Origin of the sequence: Pseudomonas bubulae (assembly GCF_037023725.1) — a bacterium.
Lineage (GTDB): Bacteria > Pseudomonadota > Gammaproteobacteria > Pseudomonadales > Pseudomonadaceae > Aquipseudomonas > Aquipseudomonas bubulae.
Window position 1 is genome coordinate 1,762,919 of record NZ_CP146077.1, and the last position, 20,790, is coordinate 1,783,708.

Genomic DNA, 20,790 nt, shown 5'->3' on the forward strand with positions numbered 1-20,790 from the left:
ACGCATGAGCCACGACTATTCCCAGATCGCCCGCGAGCTGCTGCACAGCCTCGGTGGTGCCGCCAACATTGAGCAGGCCGCGCATTGCGTCACACGCTTGCGCCTGGCCCTCAAGGACCCAAGCCTGGTCGACAGCACAACCCTCAACCAGATCGATCTGGTCAAAGGTTCCTTCTTCACGGGCGGCCTGTACCAGGTGGTGATCGGCCCCGGTGAAGTCGAGAAGGTCTATGCCGCCCTGCGTGAGCAGACCGGCCTGGCAGCCGCCACTATCGCCGACGTGAAGCAGCAGGGCGCCGACAAGGCCAACGCCATGCAGCGTCTGGTGCGTGTGTTCTCCGATGTGTTTATGCCCATCCTGCCCGCCCTGATCATTGCCGGCTTGCTGATGGGGGTTAACAACCTGCTCGGCGCCAAGGGCATGTTTATCGACGGCAAAACCCTGCTCGACGCTTATCCGCAACTGGACGGGGTGTGGAGCCTGATCAACCTCATGGCCAATACCTCTTTTGTATTCCTGCCCGCGCTGGTGGGCTGGTCGGCGGCCAAGCGATTTGGCGGCAGCGAAATCCTCGGCATTGTGCTGGGCCTGATGCTGGTTCACCCCGACCTGCTCAATGCCTGGAACTACGGCAAGGCCGTGGCCGGGCTGGAGGGCCAGAGCCTGCCGTACTTCAACATCCTGGGCCTGTTCCAGATCGAGAAAGTGGGCTACCAGGGGCAGATCCTGCCGATCCTGATGGCCGCCTATGTGATGAGCGTGATAGAGAAATGGCTACGGGCGCGAGTGCCCAATGCCATTCAATTGCTGGTGGTACCCATTACTACCATCGTCATCACCGGGGTGCTGGCGCTGGCGATCATTGGCCCGGTGACCCGTCACCTCGGCATCCTCATTACCGAAGGCGTAGTGCTGTTGTTCGACGTGGCCCCGGTGCTCGGCGGAATGATTTTCGGCCTGCTGTATGCACCGCTGGTGATTACCGGCATGCACCATATGTTTCTCGCCGTGGACCTGCAATTGATTGCCAACCACGGCGGCACCTTTATCTGGCCGATGATCGTCATGTCCAACCTGGCCCAGGGCAGCGCCGCGCTCGGGGTGTTCTACATGAGCCGCAATGTGCGTGAGCGCAGCATGGCCTCTACCTCTGCAGTCTCGGCGTACTTTGGCATCACGGAACCGGCGATGTTCGGGATCAACCTGCGCTACAAGTTCCCGTTCTATGCGGCGCTGATCGGCTCGGCGCTGGGCAGCATTTTCCTGTCGCTGAACAAGGTGCTGGCTTCGGCCATCGGTGTTGGCGGCTTGCCCGGCTTTATTTCGATCATTCCGCAGTACATCCCGATGTTTGTCATCGGCATGTTGATGGCCATTGTCGTGCCGTTTGTCCTGACCTGCGGCCTGAGCCTGAAAATCATTCGTCCGGGTTATCGCGTCGCGTAGCACATCCACTTTCCTGTAGCCGCTGCCGAAGGCTGCGATGGGCTGCGAAGCTGCCCGTCTTGATAGACGGTCCAGCGGCCCTTATCGCAGCCTGCACCAGCGGCTACAACGTCCAAGCAAGGAACACCCCATGCAAGACTGGCAGCGTTCAGTGATCTATCAGATCTACCCAAAAAGCTTTTGCAGCCACGCGGGCAACGCGACCGGTGACTTGCGGGGGGTGGTCGACAAGCTCGATTACCTGCAGTGGCTGGGCGTCGATTACCTGTGGCTGACGCCGTTCCTGCGCTCGCCCCAGCGCGACAACGGCTATGACATCAGCGATTACTACGCCATAGACCCGAGTTACGGCAGCATGGCCGATTGCGAACTGCTGATCCGCGAAGCCGGTGCCCGTGGCCTCAAGCTGATGCTTGATATCGTGGTCAATCACACGTCCATCGAACACGAGTGGTTCCAGCAGGCGCGCAGCAGCCTCGACAACCCGTATCGCGACTTCTATATCTGGCGCGACCAGCCAAACAACTGGGAGTCCAAATTCGGCGGCTCGGCCTGGGAATACGAGGCGCAAACCGGCCAGTACTATCTGCACCTGTTTGACCACACTCAGGCCGACCTCAATTGGGACAACCCCAAGGTACGCGCCGAGGTCTACAAGCTGATGTGCTTCTGGCGGGACAAGGGCGTGGGTGGCTTTCGCCTGGATGTGATCAACCTGATCTCGAAACCGGCGCATTTCCCCCAGGACGACAGCGACGGCCGCCGTTTCTATACCGATGGCCCCAACGTGCATGAGTACCTGCAGGAGATGCACCGCGAAGTGTTTGCCGGCCACGATCTGGTCAGCGTCGGCGAGATGTCGTCCACCAGCCTTGAGCACTGCATCCGCTACTCGCGCCCTGACAGCCAGGAGCTGTCGATGACCTTCAATTTTCATCACCTGAAAGTCGATTACCCGAACATGCAGAAGTGGGTGCGGGCTGATTTCGATTTCCTGCAGCTCAAGGGCATTCTTTCGGAGTGGCAGGTTGGTATGCAGGCCGGTGGCGGCTGGAACGCGCTGTTCTGGTGTAACCATGACCAGCCGCGTGTGGTTTCGCGTTTTGGCGATGACGGTGAACACCGCGTGGTCTCGGCCAAAATGCTCGCCACGGCGCTGCATTTTTTGCAAGGCACACCCTATGTGTATCAGGGTGAAGAAATCGGCATGACCAACCCCGGGTTCGAGCATATCGAGCAGTATCGCGATGTCGAAACCCTGAATATCTATCGCCTCAAGCGCGAAGCCGGGGTGCCTCACGACGAATGCATGGCTGCGATCAAGCAAAAGTCACGGGACAACGGCCGCACGCCAATGCAATGGGATCATCAGGCCAATGCCGGTTTCAGCAGTGTCGAACCGTGGATTGGCATCCCCGCCAACGCGGCGTTTATCAACGTTGAAGACCAGCGCAATGACTCGGCTTCGGTGCTGCATCACTACCGCGAATTGATTGCCTTGCGCCGCGCAGAGCCCTTGCTGCAACACGGTGTATACCGTCTGTTGTTGCCCGAGCATAAGCAGGTATGGGTCTATGTGCGTCAGGGCGATGGCGAGAGTCTGCTGGTGATCAACAACTTCTATGGCACACCCTGCGATATCGAACTGCCTGAAGGAGTGGTTGACGCGGGTATGAGCCAGCGGCTGCTGATCAGCAACTACGACGACTGCCCGGTGCGCAGCAGTCGGATTTCACTGCGTCCGTATGAGTCATTTGCCCTGCATCTGCAGTGATTACCGGTTTTACCCATAACAATAAAAAAGGTCGTTCCATGAAATCTTCACTCAACTACAGCATCTGTATCGCCAGCCTGTGCCTGCTGGCACCGTTGTCGGCCAGCGCCCTGGAGTTCGCCGGGTATTTGCGCAGTGGCGTGGGCAACTCGCTCAATGGCGGCAAGCAATCCTGCTTCAAGCTGCCCGGTGCCGAGGCCAAGTACCGGCTGGGCAACGAGTGCGAACAATACGCCGAGCTGGAACTGCGCCAGGACGTGTACAGCTTTGACGATGGCTCGGTACTGAGCGTCGATGGCATGGCCTCGCTGTACAACCAGTACGACCGCCAGCTGACTTTCCAGGGCGACAACGGTTCGGCGCGTCTGCCGCAACTGTACGCGCAGTGGTCGAACCTGTCGGGTCTCAACGGCGGCTCACTGTGGGCCGGGCGCCGTTACTACAAGCGTAACGACATCCATATTTCCGACTTCTACTACTGGAACCAGAGCGCCACCGGTGCCGGTATCGAGGATGTACTGATCGGTGGCTTGAAATACAGCTACGCCCTGTCGCGCAAAGACAACCTGTACCAGGAAAACTATGTGACTCGCCACGACTTCAACGTGGCCGGTTTCAACACCAACCCCGGCGGTGAGCTGGAGTTGGGCCTCAGTTATCTGGACAAGCCCGAGCGCACTGACGCCCACAGTGGCTGGGCCATTACCGCGCAGCATGTGCAGAGCGAGTTTCTGGGGGGCAAGAACAAGTTTGCCGTGCAGTACGGCGAAGGCTCGGGCACCGGCCTGGGCTATACCGGCGACTTTCGCCTGGATAACAGCAGCAAGCGTTATCGCATTGTCGAGTTTTTCGACTGGCAAGTGACGCCGCGTTTCGGCGGGCAGGTGGAGGCGGTGTACCAGAAGGATTTTCGCCCCGACGGCGGCAATCAGGAGTGGCTGTCTTTGGGCGTGCGCCCGACTTACGCGATCAGTGAGCAGTTCAAGCTGGTCACCGAGCTGGGGCACGATCAGGTCAAGGCCGCGGACGGTACGCGCAAGTTGAGCAAGTTCACTTTCGCGCCCACCTGGTCACCCAAGGGCCCAGGTTTCTGGACGCGCCCGGAAGTGCGTTTGTATTACACCTATGCCAGCTGGAACGCTGCGGCACAGCGCGCCGCCAATGAGTTTGATGCAGGCTCGGCGCTCTCCGACAGCGGTGCATTCGGTTCGGCCCGTCACGGTTCCAACGCAGGTTTGCAAGTCGAGTACTGGTGGAAGTAAGCGAGCTGTCGGGGCTCGCGCTCCATCGGCATTTAACCGAATCAACTGCAGGTGAAGTTATGGTCACATCCCAACAAGTGGAATTGCTGGCACCGCTGTCCGGTGTGCTGATGGCGCTGGATAACGTGCCCGACCCGGTGTTTGCCAGTCGCCTGATAGGCGACGGCCTGTGTATCGATCCGACGTCGCAGGTGCTTTGTGCGCCGCTGGCCGGGGTGATCAGTAACTTGCAACACACCGGCCACGCCATCAGCATCACCCATGCCAATGGCGTGCAGGTGTTGCTGCATATTGGTCTGGATACCGTCAACCTGGGCGGCAAAGGCTTTACGGCGCTGGTCGAGGAGGGCCAGCAGGTGACAGCGGGGCAGGCGCTGATCGAGTTCGATGCAGACTACATCGCCCTGCATGCCCGCAGCCTGTTGACGCTGATGCTGGTGGTCAGCGGCGAACCTTTTGTGGCCCCGTCACCAGGTGGCGTTCTGGTCGAAACGGGCCAGCCGCTGCTGCGTCTGCAACTGGGGCAGGCCGAGACAGTGGCCGAGGTGCAAGCCGGCGATACCCAGCGTTCCCAGCCGCAGCGTCTGCCCAACCCCAACGGCTTGCACGCCCGTCCTGCAGCGGTGCTCGCCCAGGCGGCGAAAGGCTTTGCGGCAACCCTTCATTTGCACAAACAGGGTGAGAGCGCCAATGCCAAGTCGCTGGTAGCGATCATGGCCCTGCAGACGGTTTGCGGCGACAGCGTTTACCTCAGTGCCTGCGGCTCAGATGCCGAGCAAGCGCTCAAGGTGCTGAGTGAACTGCTGGCTGAGGGTTGCGGCGAATCGGTCGTGGCTGTGGCGCCCGAAGCGCAGCCAGTAGCAGTGCCGGAGCCTGTGGCCAGCAACGAATTGCGCGGGGTCTGTGCGTCACCGGGTTCGGCCTTCGGTCATGTTGTGCAACTGACAGAAAGCGTGTTGCAGATCAGCGAACTGGCAACCGACCAGCGCCACGAGCGCGAGCAGTTGCAACAGGCCCTGGCAGGAGCCACCGCGCAGTTGCAAACGCTGTGCGACACCACACAGGGCAAGGCTCAGGCCGAGATTTTCAACGCTCACCAGGAGCTGCTGGAAGACCCCGGTTTGCTGGAGCAGGCTTTCGGGCTGATCGAGCAGGGCAAGAGCGCAGCATTCGCCTGGCAGAGTGCCACACACCAAACCGCGACCCTGTTCAAAGGCCTGGGCAATCGCTTGCTGGCCGAGCGCGCGCTGGATCTGGACGATGTCGGCCAGCGCGTACTCAAACTGATACTCGGGGTTCAGGACTGCGCACTGGAGTTGCCGGATCTGGCCATCCTGATTGCCGAGCAACTGACCCCGTCGCAGACCGCAACCCTGGATACCCGCAAGGTTGCAGGCTTTGCCACGGTCGGTGGCGGTGCCAGCAGTCATGTGGCGATTCTGGCCCGGGCGCTGGGCTTGCCGGCACTTTGCGGTATGTCGCCACAGGTGCTGGCGCTGGCTAACGGAACCGAGGTGTTGCTCGATGCGGATCAGGGGCAGCTGCACCTGGAGCCGGATCCGCAGCGGATCCGCCAGCTCACCCTCCAGCGTGCCCTTCAGCACCAGCGTCAGCAGCAGGATTTGCAGCAGGCGGCACAGCCAGCCAGTACCCGTGACGGGGTACGTATCGAAGTCAGCGCCAATATCGCGTCCCTGGCCGAGGCAGAGCAAGCGGTGAGCCTGGGGGCAGAAGGGGTCGGCTTACTGCGCTCCGAGTTCCTTTATCTGGAACGCAGCAGCCCCCCCAGCCATGCCGAGCAGGTTGCCACTTACAGCGCCATCGCCGGTGTCGTGGGTACCGGGCACAATCTGGTGGTGCGCACGCTGGATGTGGGCGGCGACAAACCACTGGCCTATGTACCGATGGCACACGAGGCCAATCCATTTTTGGGCATGCGCGGAATCCGCTTGTGCCTTGAGCGTCCACACCTGTTGCGTGAGCAGTTCAGCGCGATTCTGGCCAGTGCCGACCTGACCCGTCTGCACATTATGTTGCCGATGGTCACGCAGCTGTCCGAGTTGCGCATGGCCCGCCAGTTGCTCGAGGAGCAGGCGCTGGCGCTGGGGATCAAGACCCTGCCAAAACTGGGCATCATGATCGAAGTGCCGGCAGCAGCGTTGATGGCGGATCTGTTTGCCCCCGAGGTGGATTTTTTCTCCATTGGTACCAATGACCTGACCCAGTACACCCTGGCGATGGACCGGGACCATCCGCGTCTGGCCAGCCAGGCCGACAGCTTGCACCCGGCGGTGCTGCGCCTGATCGCCACCACTGTCAAGGCCGCCCATGCCCACGGCAAATGGGTCGGGGTGTGCGGCGCACTGGCCTCCGAGACGCTGGCGGTACCATTGCTGCTGGGGCTGGGTGTCGATGAGTTGTCAGTGAGCGTGCCGTTGATCCCGAGTATCAAGGCGCGGGTTCGAGAGCTGGATTTCGTCGCGTGCCAGGCCCTGGCGCAGCGTGTGCTGGGCCTGGAGAGTGCCGGGCAGGTGCGGGCTGCATTGCAGCCATTGGTGCAACCCATGACCGAGTTGGAGTCCTGAACATGTTCGATAAAGCGCTTAAAGCATTCTGGAAGGCCCTGACACCCGATCTGGTGGTGGATGAGCCCGCTAAACCGGTGTCGACACTGGATAAAACGGTGCTGGCTGCGCTGGGCGGGAGCGGCAATATCAAGACCGAGCAGCGGGTGGCCTTGACCCGGATCCGTGTTGAGCTGGCCGATATCACCCGCCTGGATCCGCAAGCCCTGCGTGTGGCGGGTGTGCCCGGGATCCTGAGCCTGCCGGGTGGGGTGGTGCATCTGGTGGTGGGGTTGTAAACCCAGTCCTGCGGCCCTTAGGTGGGAACGGGCTTGCTCGCGATGACAGCGCTGCGATGTAGCTGCAACACCGCAGCGATCCGTTCGCGAGCAAGCCCGCTCCCACAGGCTGTGTTTGCCTGCCAGCTGTGACCCTTCGCCACCCCGCCCTTACTGTTTCGCAATTGCAGGTGTATCGTATTCGCCTTTTGCGGGCCCAACGCCCGCGCCGGATACGAGAGGTAGTTGAATCCATGTCCTTTACCCGTCGACAAATACTCGGTGGTCTGGCCGGCCTGGTAGTGGTGGGTGTTGGCGCAGGAGGCGCTTCGCGTTACTGGCTGGGCAAGGTGGCTGCCGAGAACGCCGGCCACGATTACGAACTGATCAGCGCGCCACTGGACGTCGAGCTGGTGCCCGGCCATATCACCCAGGCCTGGGCGTTCGGTCCATCGGCTCCAGGTACCGAGCTGCGCGTGCGTCAGGGTGAGTGGCTGCGGGTGCGCTTTATCAACCATCTGCCAGTCGCAACCACCATCCATTGGCACGGTATCCGCCTGCCCCTGGAAATGGACGGCGTCCCCTACGTCTCGCAACTACCGGTATTGCCCGGAGAATACTTCGACTACAAGTTCCGCGTGCCCGATGCCGGCAGCTACTGGTATCACCCCCACGTCAACAGCAGCGAAGAGCTGGGTCGTGGCCTGGTCGGCCCGCTGATCGTCGAAGAGCGCGAGCCTACCGGCTTCAAGCACGAGCGCACCCTGAGCATCAAGAACTGGCACGTCGATGAAGAGGGCGGCTTCCTGCCGTTCAGCATCACCCGCGAAGCGGCCCGTGGCGGTACGGCGGGGCGCCTGTCGACCATCAATGGCAGCCATGTGCCGACCATCGACCTGCCTGCAGGGCAGATCACCCGTGTGCGTATTCTCAACCTCGACAACACCCTGACCTATCGCCTGAATATCCCCGGCGTGGAAGCGATGATCTACGCGCTGGATGGCAACCCCATCGAGCCAAGGCCGTTGGGCAAGGATTACTGGCTGGGCCCGGGCATGCGTATTTGCCTGGCAATCAAGGCCCCGCCCGCCGGTGAAGAACTGTCGTTGCGTGACGGCCCGGTACGGCTGGGCACTTTGCGTTCGGTCGCCAGCACCGATGCACCGGGCGAGTGGCCACCGGCGTTGCCCGCCAACCCGATTGCCGAGCCCGACGTGGCCAATGCCGAGAAGATCAACTTCAACTTTGAGTGGGTCGGTTCGATGTCCGAGAACCTGGGCCCGGATCAGCCTCCGAGCCTTTGGCAGATCAACGGTGTGGCCTGGGATATCAAGGACAAGACCTGCGCTGACCGACCGATTGCCAAACTCAAGCTGGGTCAGAGCTATATCTTTGAATTGAAGAACATGACCCAGTACCAGCACCCCATCCATTTGCATGGCATGAGTTTCAAGGTGCTGGCCTCCAATCGCAAAAAAATCATTCCGTATTTCACTGACACCTATCTGCTGGGCAAAAACGAACGTGCCCGCGTGGCGCTGGTGGCGGATAATCCTGGCGTGTGGATGTTCCACTGCCATGTGATTGATCACATGGAAACCGGCCTGATGGCCGCTATTGAGGTTTCCTGATGCGACAAGGGCGTCAACCCCTGATTATCGACCGCAGCCGCGATCAAGACTTTATGCGCGAAGCGCTGGCGCTGGCCGCTCAAGGCGCAGCGCTGGGTGAAGTGCCGGTGGGTGCGGTGCTGGTGCAGGACGGTGAAGTCATCGGCCGTGGCTTTAATTGCCCGATCAGCGGCAGCGACCCCAGTGCTCATGCCGAAATGATGGCCATCCGTGATGCAGCGACGGCTGTCAGCAACTACCGGCTGCCGGGCAGCACGCTGTACGTGACGCTGGAGCCATGCAGCATGTGTGCGGGGCTGATCGTGCACGCCCGGGTGGCACGGGTGGTGTATGGCGCGCTGGAGCCCAAGGCCGGGATTGTGCAAAGCCAGGGGCAGTTTTTTACCCAGGGCTTTTTGAATCACCGGGTGCTGTATGAAGGCGGGGTATTGGCTGAAGAGTGCGGGGCGATCCTCAGCGAGTTCTTCAAGGCCAGAAGGGCTCGCTGAGCCCGCTCCCACAGGGGTGAAGGGCGTGTGTTACTTCCTGGCCATAATCACCGCCCGCATTGGCGCCGGCAGGCCTTCGATGGTTTTGCTGTGGTCGTTCGGGTCCAGGTAGTCGCTCAACGACTGGTACTTCATCCACTCGGTGGCACGTTGTTCTTCAACGGTGGTGACGCTCACGTCGACGCAGCGCACATCGCTGAAACCGGCACGGCGCAACCAGCGCTCCAGCGCCGGGATCGAGGGCAGAAACCACACGTTTCGCATCTGCGCGTAGCGGTCTTCCGGCACCAGCACCTGGTTCACGTCACCTTCGATCACCAGGGTTTCCAGCACCAGTTCGCCGCCTTTGACCAGGCAGTCTTTCAATGCCAGCAAATGCTCGATGGGCGAACGGCGGTGGTAGAACACACCCATGGAAAATACAGTGTCGAAACCTTCCAGGTTCGGCGGCAGGTCTTCGAAAGGAAACGGCAGGTGCCACGCCGCTTCCTGCTGCAAAAAGCGTTGCACGGCCTGGAACTGGCAGAAGAACAGCCAGTTGGGGTCGACGCCGATTACGCTGTGGGCGCCTGCGCCGAGCATGCGCCACATGTAGTAGCCGTTGCCGCAGCCCACATCGAGGATGCGCTTGCCCTTGAGGTCGACATGCGGCGCGACCCGCGACCATTTCCAGTCCGAGTGCCACTCGGTATCGACGTGAACGCCAAACAGGTCGAACGGGCCTTTGCGCCACGGTGACAGGCCCATCAGGGCTTCGCGCATCTGTGCACGGGTGGCGTCGTCGCAGTCGGTGTCCAGGGTCAGGCCGTTCAACAGGTCGATTTCGCTCGGCTTGACGTCGGGCAAGGCATCCAGCGCGCTTTGCCAGCGCTCCAGGTCGCCGTGGCCTTTCTCCATCTTGACGTCGAGCTGGGCTTGCAGGGTGTTGGCCCATTCAGCCAATGGAGTGCCGGCCAGACGCCGGGCAAGTGGGGACAGATCAATCATGGCAAGGCAATCAACGAGGCAAAGTTAAGACACTGGAACCACGGCACGACTTTCGAGAACCCGGCCGCCAGCAGGCGTTCGCGGTGTTCTTCGAGGCTGTCGGGCTTCATGACGTTTTCGATGGCGCTGCGCTTTTGTGCGATCTCCAGATCGCTGTAGCCGTTGGCGCGCTTGAACGCCACATGCAGATCAGTCAGCAGCCCGTGCTCTTCGGGGTCGCTGAAACGCAGCTTTTCAGAAAGGATCAGGGCACCGCCAGGCAGCAGCGACTGGCGGATACGGCCCAGCAGCGCCAGGCGCTCTTCTGGAGCGATGAATTGCAGGGTGAAGTTCAGCGCCACCACCGAAGCCGGCTCGAACGCCAGGGCCAGGATATCGCCTTCGATGACCTCGACCGGCAGCAGCTCCTGAAACATCGAGTTCTGCCCATTGAGGTACTCGCGGCAGCGCTCGACCATTGCCGCCGAATTGTCCACCGCAATCACCTTGCAGCCTTCAGTGCGCACATGGCGGCGCAGGGCCTGGGTGACGGCGCCCAGTGAGCAACCCAGGTCGTACAGTACGCTGTCGGGCCGGGCGAACTGGGCGGCGAGCACGCCAAGGTTCTCGACAATGGTCGGGTAGCCGGGCACCGAGCGTTTGATCATGTCCGGGAACACCCGCACAACGTCTTCGTTGAAGGCGAAGTCCGGCACCTGGGTCAGGGGCTGGGCGAAAATACGGTCGGGTTCTTTGCTCACGGCGGTTCCGGCGGTGGAATTTTCAAAAGGGGCGGCATTTTAGCCAAGTTGGCGCCGGGATGCGCGGTCTGTCTGATAAAGCGTTCAGCGTTTGCCCTGGGAAAACACCGAGGCGGCAATGCCCCACTGGCCCAGCCAGTAACTGAGGATGATCAGGTAGGGCGCGGCGCTGAACGGTTGCACAAAGCGATCGATGCCGATCAGGCTGTCCGAGACCACAAACGCCAGCGCCCCGGCGGCTGCCAGCCAGGCCGAGTGTTTCGGTACGCCGCTGCCGAGGCGGGCGAGGGCGCGCCAGAGCATGGCGCTGATGGCCAGGGCGTAGACGCCCACGGGCACCAGCAAATCGCCCAGGCCCTGGCTGGCCATGACACTCAACAAGCTGCCACCGGCAAGCAGTGCCAGGATCAAGGCCGGCACGGCTGCGCGGCGGCAGTCCACCAGGTAGGCCTTGAGATAGGCCAGGTGGGCAAACAAAAACGCCCCAAGGCCAAATACAAACAGGTCCTGTGGCCAGGCCAGCAGAATGTCGCCCAGCAGGGAAAACCCCAGGCCTATGCTGATCCAGTGTCGATAGGGGCTGACAGGCCCGCTGTGCAGCCAGCCGAGCAATGCCAGTAGAGGTACGGGCTTGGTCAGCAGGCACAGCACCATGGCGTGCGTGCTGACGCCATAGAGGTAGGTGACAGCTCCCATGATCGCAAGGATCAGCCACGCCATATCAGTTCACCGTAATCGGGCAGTCGAACACCTGCGCGGGTTCGGCTTCGGGTTCCCACGGTTGCTGAGAGGTCAGGCGCAGGCGCCCGCTGCCAGGGGCAAATACCTGAAAGCGCCATGTCGATTGACCACCGCTGCCCAGCAACTGGCCATTATCGCTGCTGGTGTAGACCTCCGGGCCGAGGCTGCGCAGCACGCCGCCTGCGGAGTCCTGGATAGCCCAGCGGTAGCCGGTGGTGGGGTTGCTCGGCAACGACAGGATCAGTTGCTGGCCCACATGCAGTTGCTGGGGGCAGTCGCTTTGATCTTCGAGCGTAACGTTGTGTGCAGGCTGTTGGGCACAGGCCGTCAGCAGGCTGAGGCCAAGCAGGGGGATAAGGCGTACAGGGGGCATTGAAGGCTCCGGTCAGGCAAACACAAGGGCGCAGCATAACCCATGAAGGGAGCTGCGCCATTCGTCGCCTGCCGATCAGAAAGAGGCGTGGGGCGGGCTGATGCTGAATTCGCCGCACATCTCCATGCTGTTGCTGTTGTGGTCCAGGCCTTCCATGGTGAACAGCCGGGCGCTGTAGCAACTTTCGACCACGCTCAGGTGCAGGGTGCCGACATCGGCCTGATTCAAGTGATACACCTGGCGGCCATCGATTTCAACGCACTCGATGTAGGACATGGACAGGATGGGGCCGTGTTCGTCTTTTTGGAACCGGTAGATACCCGACTGGATATTGATATCCAGGGTGAACGCAACCGCGCGATAAGCGGTTGAGCCAAAGTCATCGAACTCACCGGTAATGACGATTTTTTTCTGGCTGCTGGCAAAGGTCATTTCCTGCGCGGTAAACGCGGGACGATCCAGCAGTTCGGCCTTGAGTTCTCCCCGGGTTCTGGGGTTGAAGATTTTTTGTCCTGACTCCTTGAGCCTCAGGACATCCGGGTTCTCATATACAGGATGATGAAGTGCCATATTCTTTTCCTGCATTATTTTTGTGGGAATTAGCTCTATTAAGGATGGGAAATGAACAACCGTCTACTGTCATAAATGACAGTAGACGTGTCTAGTACGCGACTTGTGTGGAATTTTGGATCCAATATTCGAACTGTGTTGCTTTAAGCCCGACTTGCCTGATTAGCCGCAGTGAGGCAATCGCAGGCAAGTCAGGGCCTACAAACAGTTTTAAAACAGCACCTTGGCCACATCGGTAAAGCGCTTGGCAAAGTGTACGGTGATGCCTTCCTTCAGATAATCGGGCAGCTCTTCGAAATGCCCGCGGTTCGGTTCGGGCAGAATCAGTTCGTTGATTTTTTGCCTGCGCGCCGCAATTACTTTTTCGCGCACGCCGCCAATCGGCAACACATGCCCGGTCAGGGTCAATTCGCCGGTCATGGCGATGCCTTTTTTCGGCGGCTGATTGCGAGCCAGCGACAGCAGGGCACTGGCCATGGTCACGCCTGCGCTAGGGCCATCTTTGGGCGTGGCCCCTTCAGGCACATGCAGGTGGACAAAAGCTTCATCGAAGAACTTCGGATCGCCGCCAAATTGCTTCAGGTTTGAGCTGATGTAGCTGTAGGCGATTTCAGCCGACTCTTTCATCACTTCACCCAGTTGCCCGGTCAGCTTGAAGCCGCGATTGAGGGTGTGAATGCGTGTTGCCTCGATCGGCAGCGTCGCTCCGCCCATGCTGGTCCAGGCCAGGCCGGTAATCACCCCGGTACCGCTGATGACCTGTTCGTTACGGAACACCGGCATGCCCAGTGAAGCTTCAAGGTCTTTGGGGCCGATCTTGATCACGGCTTTGCGGTCTGCCAGCAGCTTGACCACGGCCTTGCGTACCAGTTTGCCCAGTTGTTTTTCCAGCTGGCGCACCCCGGCTTCGCGGGCATAACCGTCAATCACCGCGCGCAGGGCGCTGTCGCTGATGCTCAGTTTGTCTTTGGCCACGCCAGCTTTTTCGAGCTGTTTTGGCCATAGGTGACGCTTGGCGATCGCGACTTTCTCTTCCGTGATGTAACCCGAGAGGCGAATCACTTCCATACGATCGAGCAACGGGCCGGGGATCGAGTCCAGGGTGTTGGCGGTACATACAAACAGCACTTTGGACAGATCGAGGCGCAGGTCGAGGTAATGGTCGAGGAAGTCGACGTTCTGTTCCGGGTCGAGGGTTTCCAGCAACGCCGAAGCGGGGTCGCCCTGGAAGCTCTGGCCCATCTTGTCGATTTCGTCGAGCATGATCACCGGGTTCATTACTTCAACATCTTTCAGTGCCTGCACCAGTTTGCCCGGCTGGGCGCCAATGTAGGTGCGGCGATGGCCCTTGATCTCGGCCTCGTCGCGCATGCCGCCGACGCTGAAACGGTAGAACGGGCGGCCCAGGGACTCGGCGATCGACTTGCCGATACTGGTTTTGCCCACGCCCGGGGGGCCGACCAGCAGTACGATCGAACCGCTGACCGAGCCTTTGTAGGCTCCGACGGCGAGGAATTCGAGGATGCGATCCTTGATGTCATCAAGGCCGGCATGATGGGCGTCGAGCACCTTGCGGGCGTGCTTGAGGTCGAGTTTGTCTTCACCCAGCACGCCCCAGGGCACCGACGACGCCCAGTCCAGGTAGTTACGGGTCACGGCGTATTCCGGCGACCCGGTTTCCAGGATCGACAGTTTGTTGATCTCGTCATCAATGCGCTTTTGCGCCTGGGCCGGCAGGGTCTTGCCTTCAAGGCGCTGCTTGAACTGTTCGATATCGGCGCTGCGATCATCCTTGGTCAGCCCGAGCTCCTGCTGGATGACCTTGAGCTGTTCCTTGAGGAAGAATTCGCGCTGATGTTCGCCGATCTTAAGGTTAACTTCGGCTGAAATCTCTTTTTGCAGCCGCGCTACCTCGACCTCCTTGCGCAGCATGGGCAGCACTTTTTCCATGCGTTTGAGCATCGGCACGCAATCGAGCACCTGTTGCAGCTCGTTGCCGGTGGCAGACGTCAGGGCCGCTGCGAAATCGGTCAGCGGCGACGGATCATTCGGGCTAAAACGATTGAGGTAGTTTTTCAGCTCTTCGCTGTACAGCGGGTTGAGCGGCAGCAGCTCCTTGATCGCATTGATCAGCGCCATGCCGTAGGCCTTCACCTCGTCGGTGGGCTCCTTGGGCTGCTGCGGGTACTCGACCTCAACCAGATACGGCGGACGGTGATGCTTGAGCCACATGCTGATACGCACGCGGCTCAGGCCCTGGGCCACAAACTGCAACTTGCCGTTTTCGCGGCTGGCGTGATGCACCTTCACCAGGGTGCCGTATTCCGGCAGGCTTTTGGTGTCGAAGTGGCGAGGGTCATCAGGGGGCGTGTCGACAAAAAACAGCGCCAGGGAGTGATGGGGGGATTTGCTGACCAGTTCCAGGGTCTCGGCCCAGGGTTCTTCATTGACGATGACCGGCAGCACTTGTGCCGGGAAGAACGGCCGATTGTGAATCGGAATGATGTAAACCTTGTCCGGCAGATTCTGCTCCGGCAATGCCAATTCAGTCCCTCCAGAATGTGGATGGTGTTCGGATTCAGTGTGTTCTACATCGGTGTACTCAGTGGTGTTGTCCGGAAACTCTTGCTGGTCGCTCATGGGGCACCTGCGCAATTGGGTATGGATGTTAGATGGGGCGCGGTGCCAGTGGTTTCAATGGTGAACAGATTTTCATGTGTAAGGAGAAGAAACCCCGTAGACGGATAGGCGGCTACAGGGAATATTCAACTGTGGGAGCTTGACCGACGATCAGGTCATTCTCGTGCCCGTATTTCATGGTCGCTTCGCAATCAAACCCAACCTCACGCCTTCCTCGGCGGCAGAACAACTGCTTGCACGTCGATTGAAGAAATAATCCGTCAAACCCCCGTGCGCTAGGCCTTTGTCGCCAACAACTTGACAGTAGACGGCCCGAAATTAATGGGTGATCTTCTGTCTGCAGCAGTTGGATCCATAACAACAAAGATGGATTGGAAGGCCACCGGTATGGCTTTTTCAAGGAAGTCGCGGGAGCGCTTATGTGGCCATTGGCATTCACTCAATGGATTGAGGGCGCAGCATGAAGTTGCGCAACAGTTTTCAGGCGCGTATCAGCCTGTTTCTTGCCTTGCTCCTGCTGTTGGTGATCGGTGCGGTGTACTTCGCCGTTAAAGCCGTGACCATTACCGTGGCCAGCGATCAGGCGCAAGAGCAGCTCAAGACCGGAACCCGGGTGTTCGAGCGCTTTATGGATCTGCGCTGGCGGCGTATCCAGTACGGCCTCAACTGGCTGACCAATGACTCGGATTTCCGTGAGGCGACGATCAAAGGCAGCCCCTCGCTGATAGAGCACGCCCTGCAGGAGTTCGAGGCGAGCCTGCATGGCAGTGAGCTGTTTGTGCTGGATCTGGACGGCAATATCATCACCAGCACCCTCAAGGGCCTGCCAGCGGGGCAGGCATTTCCTTATGCCAAGGCACTGCGGCTGGCCCGTCGCAACACCCAGACCATGGTCATCGGCATCCTGGCAGGGCGCCCGTACATGCTGGTGCAAGGGGTGGTGCTGGGCCCTTTGCCTGTGGTGCGCGTGGTCTCGGGGATGCCGATGGACGACGTGTTTGCCCATGAATTGAGCTCCCTGAGCAACCTTGAAGTGTCGTTTATGACGGTCAAGCCAGGCGAAAGCGGAATACTGAGCAGCACGCAGCCGGACTTCATGAGCGCCAGCATTATTGAATTCGTGCAGGAGCATACGCCGGGCTCGACAATCCATTTCAGCGAATTCCACGGCCGGCGCTTTCTTGGCCAGATGCTGCAACTCGCCAACTCCGGTGACCCGGGCAACGGCCAAGTCATGGCGGTGCTGCAAAGCCCGCTGGATCAGACGATGCAGGCATTCGACTCGCTGGATCGCAAGTTTCTGTGGATATCCCTGGGGGCTTTGCTGGCTTCATTGCTCGGTGCCTTGTGGCTGGCGCGGGCGGTTTCGCGGCCGGTCAGCCTGTTGGCGGAGGCTGCGCAGCGCATTGGCCGGGGCAACTACGAAACGCCGGTGGAGCTTACACGCAGGGACGAACTGGGGTTTCTGGCCAAGGCGATCAATGCCATGCAAAGCGGGATTGCCGTGCGCGAGCAGCAACTGGCACATAACGCCCTGCACGACCCGCTTACCGGTTTGCCCAACCGCGCCCTGGCCATGGAACGCCTGGGCAGTGCCATCAGCGCAAGGCGCGGCGTGGTGCTGATTTACCTGGGGATCGAAAATTATCGTGTGATCAATGAGAGCTTCGGCCCCGAGGGTGGGGAGCGGATCATGCGTGAGTCCGCCCGCGTGATGCTCGACGCTCTGCGTGAACGCGATACGGCAGCACGCATCACCGGCAACGAGTTCTTGTTACTGCTTGAAAGCACCCAGGTCGATGTGGGTGTTGCGCTGGCTGACAGGTTGTACGCATTGCTCAAGCGTCCGCTGAGCATTGATGGGCACGAGGTGTTGCTGGAAGTCTGCATGGGCATTGCGATCTACCCGCTCAATGGGCGGAGCGCTGAAGAACTGATCAGCCGTGCTGCGATTGCATGCCGGGATGCTGCCGCCTTGCCGGGTTATTTGCAGGTGTATCAGCAGGACCGTGACCTCGCCCACCAACGGCAAATCCAGCTGATCCGGGACTTGCGCAGTGCCGCCAGCGATGGCCAGTTGCAGCTGTATTATCAGCCCAAAATGGATATCCGCAGTGGCCATGTGCGCCAGGCTGAAGCGCTGTTGCGCTGGCAACACCCGGAACTGGGCATGGTCTCGCCGGCGGAATTTATTCCACTGGCTGAGCGCACGGGCAGCATGTTCCTGCTGACGGGCTGGGTCATCGAGGAAGGCATCCGTCAGTTGTCCGCGTGGAACCGCAAGGGCCTGCATATGCAGCTGTCGCTGAATATCTCGGCGGAGGATTTGCACGGTGAAAATCTGTTGATGACCGTCGAGCGCCTGCTCAAGCGTTATCAGTTGTCGGCTGAGCAACTGATATTCGAAATCACCGAAAGCACGGCCATGCGCGACCCCGAACACTCGCTCAACGTGCTGGAAAAGTTGCGTGATGGCGGCATCAGCTTGTCGGTGGATGACTTTGGCACCGGTTACTCGTCGCTGGCGCATCTCAAGCGCTTGCCGGTGCAAGAGCTGAAAATCGATCAATCGTTTATCCGCAACCTGGACGAAACCAGCGAGGACGCGGTGATCGTGCGTTCGACCATCGAAATGAGCCACAACCTGGGGCTCAAGGTGGTGGCTGAAGGCGTGGAGTATCAGCATACCCTTGAACTGCTCGAGCGCTGGCACTGTGATACGGCCCAGGGCTATCTGATCAGTCGGCCAATGGAGGCCGTGGCGTTCGAGGCCTGGGTGTGGAAATTGCGGGCAACGGTGTAAAACCGGGCTCACAAAAAAGGCGGCTATCTCTCGATAGCCGCCTTTTTCAATACCAGCTGTAAATCTTACTCAGCCAGTTTGAACGCCATTACATAGTCACCTTTTTTGGTGCCCAGGCCGCCGTGACCGCCCGCCATGACCAGCACATATTGAGTGCCGTCCTTGCCGGTGTAGGTCATCGGGGTGGTCTGGCCGCCAGCAGGCAGGCGACCTTCCCACAGTACTTTACCGTTGCTTACGTCGTAAGCACGCAGGTACTGGTCAAGGGTACCGCTCAGGAAGGCCACACCACCTGCGGTGGTGAAGGTCCCGCCCAGGCTTGGAACACCCATGGACAACGGGATCGGTACCGGTGAGCTGTCACGCACGGTGCCGTTTTTGTGTTTCCAGATCACTTCGTTGTTGGTCAGGTCGACTGCAGCAACATAACCCCACGCCGGTGCCTGGCAAGGCAGGCCCAGTGGCGACAACAGTGGCTCCAGGATCACGCCGTAAGGTGCGCCTTTGTTCGGTTGAACGCCGGAGGTTTCGCCTTTGCGCGGGCCCATTGCAGCCACGTCGGCCTGCGGAACCAGCTTGGAGGTGAACGCCATGTAGCTCGGGTTCAGGAAGGCAATCTGGCGAACCGGGTCAACCGAAATGCCACCCCAGTCAAACACGCCGAAGTTGCCTGGATACACGATCGAGCCTTGCAGCGATGGCGGGGTGTACATGCCGTCATAGCGCAGGGACTTGAAGTTGATCCGGCACAGCATCTGGTCGAATGGGGTTACGCCCCACATGTCGCGTTCGGTCAAGACCGGAGGAATCATGTTCAGGTCAGAACGTGGCTGTGTCGGTGCAGTGTGGTCACCTTCAACAGCGCCGCCCGGGGCCGGAACCTCGGTGATCGGCACAATGGCTTCGCCAGTGCGACGGTCCATCACGTAGATGCTGCCTTGTTTGGTGGAAGCCAGCAGGGCCGGTTTCACGCCATCGGCGGTTTTCAGGTCCATCAGGGTTGGTTGACCACCTACGTCCATGTCCCACAGGTCATGGTGAGTAAGCGGACGGTACCAGCGGACTTTACCGGTGTTGATGTCCAGGGCGGTGATGCCAGCGGCATAACGCTCGGAATCTTCGGTACGGTCGCCACCATATTGGTCAGGCGTCTGGTTGCCCATCGGCAGGTACAGCATGCCGAGGTCTTCGTCGACAGCGAACATCGACCACATGTTTGGCGAGTTACGGGTGTAGGTTTCGCCCTCAGCAATCGGAGTGGTTTTCTCCGGGTTGCCGCTGTCCCAGTTCCATACCAGCTTGCCGGTACGTACGTCGTACGCACGGATCACGCCCGATGGCTCGTCGTTGGAAATGTTGTCGGTCACGTGGCCGCCAATCACGACCAGATCTTTGGTCACGGCAGGTGGCGAGGTGGAGTAGTAACCACCCGGAGCAAAGGTACCGATGTTGTGACGCAGGTCTACCGCGCCATTGGTGCCGAAGTCTTCGCACACTTTACCGGTGTCGGCGTTCAGGGCGATCAGACGGGTGTCGGCAGTCGGCAGGAACAGGCGGCGCGGGCACGAGTTGCTGGATGTAGCAGCAGCAGGCTCGGCAGCGCTTTGTTCAGTGCTGACTTTGGCGTAGGCGTTTTCGTCGTGATAAGTCACGCCGCGGCAGGTCATGTGTGCCCAGCCTTTGAAGTTTTCAGCGTTCTGAGTGCTGATCTTCGGATCGTAACGCCAGATTTCCTTACCGGTATCCGGGTCAAGGGCTATGACCTGGCTGTGCGGGGTACACACATACAGCATGCCGTTGACTTTCAGTGGGGTGTTCTCGGCGGTTGTTTCGCCGGGATCGCCTTCACCAGGGATGTCACCGGTGCGGAATGTCCAGGCTGGTACCAGCTTGTGGGCATTTTGCGGGGTGATTTCTTTCAGCGGCGAGTAACGGTCACCAAAGGCGGTACGACCGTAGGACTGCCAGTCACCATCGGGCATGGCCGGTGCAGCGTTGGTCATGCCAGGTACGGCATCACGGTCCAGTTGGCCTTTGATTTCACCCGGGCTGGTGAACTGGCTGGCCAGTGCAGCCAGACCGGCCAGCACTACGGCAACGCTCAGTGCGCCGGTGGCAACCGGTGCCGACTGACCGCGCAGGACAGGGCGACGGAACCATGGCAGCAGCAGGACGATACCGATGGCGAACCACATGGCCAGGCGTGGCACCAGTTGCCACCAGTCCAGACCGACTTCCATCAGTGCCCATACGGTGCTGGCGAACAGTACCAGTGCGTACAGGGTCAGTGCTGCGCGGCGCCCGGCAATCAGCAGTGCGCCCGACAAGCCAAAACCGATCCCGGCCAGCAGGTAGTACCACGACCCGCCCAGCGTGACCAGTTTGATACCCCCGGCCAACATGGCCAGGCCCATTAGCAGCAGCAAGATACCGAGAAGGCTCGGTAGCAGGCGGCTTCGACTGAAAGCACCTTCAGTGCTCATAGTGTGGTT

General features: G+C 60.2%; 15 protein-coding genes. 8 read left to right on the plus strand and 7 right to left on the minus strand.

What is annotated here, in order from left to right; all coding sequences use genetic code 11:
- Nucleotides 1-4: 4 nt before the first annotated feature.
- From treP to tadA, 7 genes are all read left to right on the plus strand, one after another.
- Entirely contained in the window at nt 5-1,447 is a 1,443-nt protein-coding gene (gene treP, locus V6L81_RS08215) for a PTS system trehalose-specific EIIBC component (RefSeq protein ID WP_095018345.1), read from the plus strand.
- Nucleotides 1,448-1,577: 130 nt separating this feature from the next.
- Nucleotides 1,578-3,221, plus strand: a complete 1,644-nt coding sequence (gene treC / locus V6L81_RS08220) for an alpha,alpha-phosphotrehalase (RefSeq protein WP_169917158.1) — start codon at nt 1,578-1,580, stop codon at nt 3,219-3,221.
- Between the two features lie 38 nt (nt 3,222-3,259).
- Nucleotides 3,260-4,483, plus strand: a complete 1,224-nt coding sequence (locus V6L81_RS08225; protein ID WP_338660606.1) for a carbohydrate porin — start codon at nt 3,260-3,262, stop codon at nt 4,481-4,483.
- Between the two features lie 59 nt (nt 4,484-4,542).
- Nucleotides 4,543-7,068, plus strand: coding sequence for a phosphoenolpyruvate--protein phosphotransferase (ptsP, locus tag V6L81_RS08230; RefSeq protein WP_338660607.1), 2,526 nt, complete (start codon nt 4,543-4,545; stop codon nt 7,066-7,068).
- A 2-nt stretch (nt 7,069-7,070) separates the two neighbouring features.
- Nucleotides 7,071-7,346, plus strand: a complete 276-nt coding sequence (locus tag V6L81_RS08235) for a PTS transporter subunit EIIB (protein WP_095001444.1) — start codon at nt 7,071-7,073, stop codon at nt 7,344-7,346.
- A 233-nt stretch (nt 7,347-7,579) separates the two neighbouring features.
- Nucleotides 7,580-8,956, plus strand: a complete 1,377-nt coding sequence (locus tag V6L81_RS08240; RefSeq protein ID WP_095001443.1) for a multicopper oxidase family protein — start codon at nt 7,580-7,582, stop codon at nt 8,954-8,956.
- Nucleotides 8,956-9,444 (plus strand): tRNA adenosine(34) deaminase TadA, encoded by a 489-nt coding sequence (gene tadA / locus V6L81_RS08245; protein WP_095001442.1) that lies wholly within the window; start codon nt 8,956-8,958, stop codon nt 9,442-9,444. The genes V6L81_RS08240 and tadA overlap by 1 nt, the downstream gene beginning before the upstream one ends.
- A 30-nt stretch (nt 9,445-9,474) precedes the next feature.
- On the opposite strand, the gene cmoB is transcribed toward tadA, so the two are convergent.
- The 6 genes from cmoB to lon form a co-directional block, all read right to left on the minus strand.
- Nucleotides 9,475-10,431 carry a tRNA 5-methoxyuridine(34)/uridine 5-oxyacetic acid(34) synthase CmoB gene (gene cmoB, locus V6L81_RS08250; RefSeq protein WP_095018349.1) on the minus strand — a complete coding sequence of 319 codons (957 nt, stop codon included), beginning with the start codon at nt 10,429-10,431 and terminating at the stop codon, nt 9,475-9,477.
- Nucleotides 10,428-11,171, minus strand: coding sequence for a carboxy-S-adenosyl-L-methionine synthase CmoA (gene cmoA / locus V6L81_RS08255; protein WP_095018350.1), 744 nt, complete (start codon nt 11,169-11,171; stop codon nt 10,428-10,430). Before cmoA ends, cmoB begins: the two co-directional genes overlap by 4 nt.
- Nucleotides 11,172-11,255: 84 nt before the next feature.
- Nucleotides 11,256-11,891 carry a lysoplasmalogenase gene (locus V6L81_RS08260; protein ID WP_338660608.1) on the minus strand — a complete coding sequence of 212 codons (636 nt, stop codon included), beginning with the start codon at nt 11,889-11,891 and terminating at the stop codon, nt 11,256-11,258.
- Nucleotide 11,892: 1 nt separating this feature from the next.
- Nucleotides 11,893-12,285 carry a protease inhibitor I42 family protein gene (locus V6L81_RS08265; protein WP_088379088.1) on the minus strand — a complete coding sequence of 131 codons (393 nt, stop codon included), beginning with the start codon at nt 12,283-12,285 and terminating at the stop codon, nt 11,893-11,895.
- Between the two features lie 75 nt (nt 12,286-12,360).
- The gene (locus tag V6L81_RS08270; RefSeq protein WP_095001438.1) at nt 12,361-12,855 is read right to left on the minus strand and encodes a hypothetical protein; all 495 of its coding nucleotides are present in this window, start codon (nt 12,853-12,855) and stop codon (nt 12,361-12,363) included.
- 210 nt (nt 12,856-13,065) lie between these two features.
- Nucleotides 13,066-15,495 carry an endopeptidase La gene (gene lon / locus V6L81_RS08275; RefSeq protein WP_095038565.1) on the minus strand — a complete coding sequence of 810 codons (2,430 nt, stop codon included), beginning with the start codon at nt 15,493-15,495 and terminating at the stop codon, nt 13,066-13,068.
- Nucleotides 15,496-15,955: 460 nt separating this feature from the next.
- Between lon and V6L81_RS08280 the strand changes: the two genes are divergently transcribed.
- On the plus strand, nt 15,956-18,298 hold the full coding sequence (locus V6L81_RS08280) for a GGDEF domain-containing protein (RefSeq protein WP_338660610.1): 2,343 nt from the start codon (nt 15,956-15,958) through the stop codon (nt 18,296-18,298).
- Nucleotides 18,299-18,363: 65 nt separating this feature from the next.
- Here V6L81_RS08280 and V6L81_RS08285 read toward each other — a convergent pair whose 3' ends face one another.
- Nucleotides 18,364-20,781, minus strand: coding sequence for a glucose/quinate/shikimate family membrane-bound PQQ-dependent dehydrogenase (locus tag V6L81_RS08285; protein ID WP_095018354.1), 2,418 nt, complete (start codon nt 20,779-20,781; stop codon nt 18,364-18,366).
- Nucleotides 20,782-20,790 lie beyond the last annotated feature (9 nt).